Genomic DNA, 5,834 nt, shown 5'->3' with positions numbered 1-5,834 from the left:
CATATATGTAAGGTTACCACAACTTTAATATAGATATCTACGCTTGGCTTTATTTAAATTGAATAATTATTTAAACGGATTATAAATTGCTTAGATAATTACTACTTTTACCCACTTAAGTCAAAATTGATTTCTTGAAAAGAATGAAAATATTCCTCCGCCTCTCTCTATTGTTAATTTTTGTTGGTTTTACTCAACTAATCTATGGTCAAGCAATAAGTACTGCTAGACATGAAACTGATGATCAATTAACAGTAGAAGTTACATTTGACGCTCCAATTCCCAACTCCGCACCCTATAATGTGCCTGGGAATTATACGCTTGGTGGAGGAAATGTTATTAATTCTGTTTTTGTTTCAGGTAATTCTGCTTTTTTGACTTTGAGCGCACCCGTACCTATTGGTTTAAGTTCATTCACTGTATCTTTTGGAGGAGATACAATTAATTCTGAAAACAATCGAACATTTACTTGTGATGACCTTACATGGGAAGCAACAACAACACCGACACCACCTTGCGCACCTGTAGATCCTATTACCAGAATGGTATATCGGGTCAGTTTGGGTTTTAGAAATTCAAGTAATTATAATATAAACATAATGAAGCTTCAGGTAAACTTTTTTGGTTTAGCAGGGGGAGTTAGGCAAATTTTTGGTTACGAATCAAATTCTTCTGGAACTCCAGCCGCAAGTACTAATTACGTTGCTTTTGATGCTAGTTCCGTTGCTTTTTTGTATCCAGATGATGATCCTACTTGTTCTTACACCTCTATTTGGCGTCCGAATTTAGTTGGGTTTGCAGCATGCCCTACATCAGATCCTAATGAATTCATTACGTATGCTTCACATAATGAAGATAATGAAGGTGGGGGAGTTATTGATTTAGAACCTACCGTTGCTAATACTGATCTTGTATGTCTAAATGATGAGGTTGATATGTCCTTTTCGGATGTATCTACTCTTAATTGTATAAATGACCCTAGCCAACCAAATGATGATGATAGATGGGTTAGAGTAATTTATGGTGATGCAGGCAGAGCTGATGTTGATAGAATACCAAACGTATTTGTAGGAGGAGTACAGGTGACGGATGAAACTGGTGCTCTAATTGCTGGGGAATATATTCCAACTTTTGGCGGAGCCACTGCTGCTTTGGGAACCGGTGATTTAATAGGTGTTGTACAATTTAACGATCCTGCTAATCAATTGCCATTTGGTGCGTTAGATCAAATAACAACTGTTTCAACACCCGCAGCCTTTAGTAATAGGGATGTGGGTGATCGTTTTTATGTAACTATTGAGTATTGGAATGTTTGTAATCCTTATTCCTTAGGAAATGCTGCTGCAAATCAAGTGACTGCTCAAGATTTTATTCGAATAATTGACATTCCTCCTGCTCCGGGAGCAAATCCAGATATATTGTGTGAAGGAGATGGCCTTGGTGGGGTGAATTTTACTGTGACAGGAACAGCCGGAAGTTCAGCCATTAACTGGTATGATGATGATCCTAATGCTGGAGGGGTTTTAATTGCCAATCCAAATGGCAATAATGCAACTAACTTCCCAGCTACTAGTTTCCCAGGTGGCTTAAATACCAATGTGCCTGGCGTTTATTCAATGTGGGCGACTTATGTGCTAGGAGCAACTAATAGTTGTGAAAGTGATCCTGTTGAAATTACTATTACAGTTAGAGAGGACCTTAATCAGCCTGGGGTAATTACAGGAACATCACCGATTTGTGATGGAACAAATAATGTCAGTTTCTCCGTTGCCGCGGCCCCTGGTAATAATCCATTTGGTGGAGCAATAGAGTACCAATGGAGTAGTACGGGTGGTGGCGGTGTAAATCTTGATGCCACTACGGGTAATAACATAACTGTTGATTTTAATATTGGAGGGTCATTTACATCAGTTACAAGAACAATTCGAGTAAGACGTATTTATTCTTCCGCTCCAACTTGTCCTTCTAATTTCAGAACATTTACAGTTACAATTTTCGGAAATACTGAGGGTGGAACTACTGATCCCGACAACGAAATTTGTGAGGGGGATAACACTGGATTAATAACCTTGAATGGGGAAATTGGTACGATTCTTAACTGGGAAAGACAAGTTAATGGTGGTGGATTTATTGATATTGGAAATAATGGAAATCTTACTTTCAATGAGGTATTAGCCACAGAAGGAACTTATGAGTATCGTGCAGTTATTGACAACGGCCCTTGTGCAACAGAAAGAAGTACAATCACCACGATCACTGTTAATCCTGTTCCAGCTACACCAACAATTACAGAAGTAGGCGATGGACTTGATATCTGTGAAAACGGAGATCAGGTAATTCTACAATCTAGTGACGCTGATGGTAATGCAGATGAATATGCATGGTTTAAAGACCCTGATTACGTTACCCCTGTTCAACAAACCAACAGTAATCAACTTATATTAACCTCAGTTGCAGAGTCAGGTACATACGCCGTGCAGGTTATCGGTATTGATCCTACAGACTGCGAAAGCCCTCTGTCTGCGCCTATAGATGTAGTTGTTAACCCATTGCCTACCGCTACAGTTACAGGCGGAGGTTCAGTTTGTGCAGGTATACCAGGACCTCCAGCGGTTATAACATTAACGGGAACTGGTCCTTGGGATGTTACTTATGAACGTAATGGAAATGCTACTACAGTAAATGGAGTGACATCCCCATTTGTAATACCGGGTTCTACAATTGTTACTGATGACCCTGATACTTACGTTGTTACATCTGTAACAGATTTAGGAACTTCAATTAATTGTACAGTAACAGCTCCTTCAGCTAATATTACAGGTTCTGCAACAATTGCAACAAGTCTTACCCCGCCCCCTACAATTGATGGATTCGTGGTTGGAGCAGCTATTTGTGATGATGGCCCCGGTACACCATTACCAAACATAACCTTAGACTTAAATCCAAATTCTATTGAAAATTATGATATAGATTTCGAAGTATATGAATCAGCTGCTCCACCTCCTGTTGGCCCATCGATATTAACCAGAACTATTAATAAGACAACGGATGCAATTGGTGCTTTAACTTTTTCTGCGGCCGATTTGGACTATGCAGATTTATCAAATTTATCTGATACATATACAATAAGGCTAACTTCAATTATTAATACAGTTACTGGATGTAATGCTGCTGGTTTACCAGTGGATCAGCAAATAATTGTTAATCCTCGCCCTGCGGATGCTGCTAATCCAGTAGATGCTATTGCCTGTTCTTCAGATGCTACGGGAGCGACAATTTCCGTGGATGATCCAGGCGCGGGCTTTGTTGTAAGATGGTATACTGCTTACACAGATGAAGTTACCAACACTCCAGCTATAGGGGTGACTGGAGGTTCTAACGAAGAGACTTTTACTCCAACTAGTAATGCTACGCAGACCTATTTGGCCATAGTAGAAAGCAATACTGCTCCAACCAACTGCCATAGCTTAAATCCTTTGTCAGTTCAGCACACTCAGGACGTACAACAATCTGCTGCTGTGGCTCAAGCAGATGATCAGACTTGTGATGAGTCTTATATACTATCAGCAACTGCTCCTGCAGTGGGTACAGGATATTGGTCTACTACTGGTATATTATACTATGAAAATTTCGATGACCTGGCAGATGGTATCGATTCTAATACTGATTTATATGGATGGACTACTGACGTTAGTAGCTTGGTAGCCTATGTGCCTCCTGGTGATTATTTTGAAGTGCGTTCAGGAAGGTTTGAGGGAAATGATTTAGGAGACAACTCTGCTGAGGCGCTGTGGAACTCTGACATTATAGATGTGTCAACAATTAACACTATTGATATTAGTGCAGTCTTATACAAAAATGGTGATCTTGAAACTCAAGATTATATTGAGATATACCATATTTTAGATGGTATTCCTACAAAATTTGGGGAGATAATTCGAGGAGTAAATGATAATGTGCCACCAGACCCAGCACTTCTTGAAATTGATGCGTCTGCTTTAGCTCTTGATGTTTCAGGCGTTAATAACCTGCAGATTCAAGTAAGAATGAATAGTAATGGAGATGGTGATATTCAGGGTTTTGATGACTTAATCATAAAAGAAACTGGATCTTCTTCATTAACATTTGCGGATATTTTTGACGAGAATACTACCGTTTCTGGTCTACAAGATGGAGCTAACAGTATTTTCTGGAATGTAGTCAGTGATTTAGGTGTATGTCCACCAAATTCCGAAGAAGTAGTAATAACAAAAATAGTTGCCCCTATTGGAAATGATATTACTGATGATTATTGTGAGGATACTTTCAACGGAACGACTGTAGCTAATGTCGATCTTTCTATTTATGATGCTACCGTTGCCCCAGTAGGAACAACTGTTGAGTGGTTTACAAATGATACAAGGACTATTCCAGTACCTTTAGTTGGACCAGGTCCTGACCCAATAGTGACGATAAGTAATGGTGATATTTTCTATGCTAGAATAACCGAGACTGGAAGTGGTAGTAACTGTCTGAACGCGGTGCCGGGTCCAGGTTCTGTAACCTTTACAGTTAACTCATTGCCTGCTGTTGCAGCGCCTCCGTTGGCTGATCGTACTTTTTGTGATGATGTTCAAGGCTTGCCTTTGGAAACAGATTTGCCAGTAACCTTGAATAGTTATAATACCGACATTAGTGCTACAGGTACAGTTACATGGTTTCCTACTCAAGCTGATGCCTTGGCAAATACAAACGAGTTTGCTCCAGCCGTAGTAAATACAGTTGGTGGATATACTGCTTTCGATGGAGTACCAGTTTTTGCAAGGGTTGTTGATGGAAACAGCTGTGTTAATGTTCAGGAAGTAGAATTTGTGATTCAGCCACTTCCTCAAACTCAGCCTACAATTGTTGGAGACTTAACAGCCTGTTCTAGTGCCTCCACAGTTAAAGTTTATCAGGTAGATGCTGCTCTGAATGCTTTTGGTGCATCCCATGTATATAATTGGGAGGTTGATGGCAACGGAACTAATTTTGAAGTTTTTGATGGCACAGCATTTACTACGACTGATTCTTATACAGTAACTCAAAATTCATTTTTGCTATTATTGAGATTTCCAAATGCAGGAACATTTGATATTAGTGTTACCGAAACTATTGACGGTTGTGAGGGTGGAATTGTTCAGAGATCAGTTGTTATTGCAGATGCACCACCAGCTTTGACCTTCTTAGCTCCACAAACTGAAGCATGTAAGGGTGAACAAAATGTTATTTACGCGTTAACAACAGCCCCTGTTGGCGGTTCTAGGTATGACTGGACTGTTGTTGGCGGTAATATTATAGGTCCAAGCAGCGGTAATTTTACTTCGATAACAGTTAATTGGTTTGATGGGACTGATGGGTTAGGAAACCCAGTTACTCCTAAAGTTTCTGTAACTGAAGCGAACACCCTTGGTTGTGTAAGTGCTGCCACAGAAGTTACAGTAAATTTAAGAGATGTTCCAATTATGGCCCCTCCTAATAGTGCGAGTATATGTAGTGGTGATGCACCTTCATCTGTACTTAATTTTCAGGCTAGTTATGATGGACTTGATCCAGGAATTTCAGCAGACCCGCTTGTTAATCCTGCCACTTTTAACTGGACAGTTACTGCAATTGATGCAGGAATAACAGGGTTGTTACTTGGTGATAATGGTATTGGAGATGTAGCCACTGTTTTGACAAACGTTTCTGGTAGTACCAAGATAATTGAGTTTAGTGTTACTGCAATTGAAAATGATAATCCAATACCTCCTTCTTGTGAAAGTGATCCACAGATTGTAACAATTACTGTAGAACCACAGCCAGTGATTGTACCA

1 protein-coding gene is annotated in these 5,834 nt (G+C 39.8%); it reads left to right on the top strand.

The annotated features are described in order from the left end of the window. Positions 1 to 143 precede the first annotated feature (143 nt). Positions 144 to 5,834: hypothetical protein (locus tag E1140_RS02340; protein ID WP_155178634.1), on the top strand; the 5,691-nt coding region annotated here is incomplete at its 3' end.

Source organism: Fulvivirga lutimaris (assembly GCF_009711525.1).
In the GTDB taxonomy this organism is placed as follows: domain Bacteria; phylum Bacteroidota; class Bacteroidia; order Cytophagales; family Cyclobacteriaceae; genus Fulvivirga; species Fulvivirga lutimaris.
The sequence above is the reverse complement of the archived record's forward strand: the minus strand, read 5'-3'. Positions and strand labels throughout refer to the sequence as shown.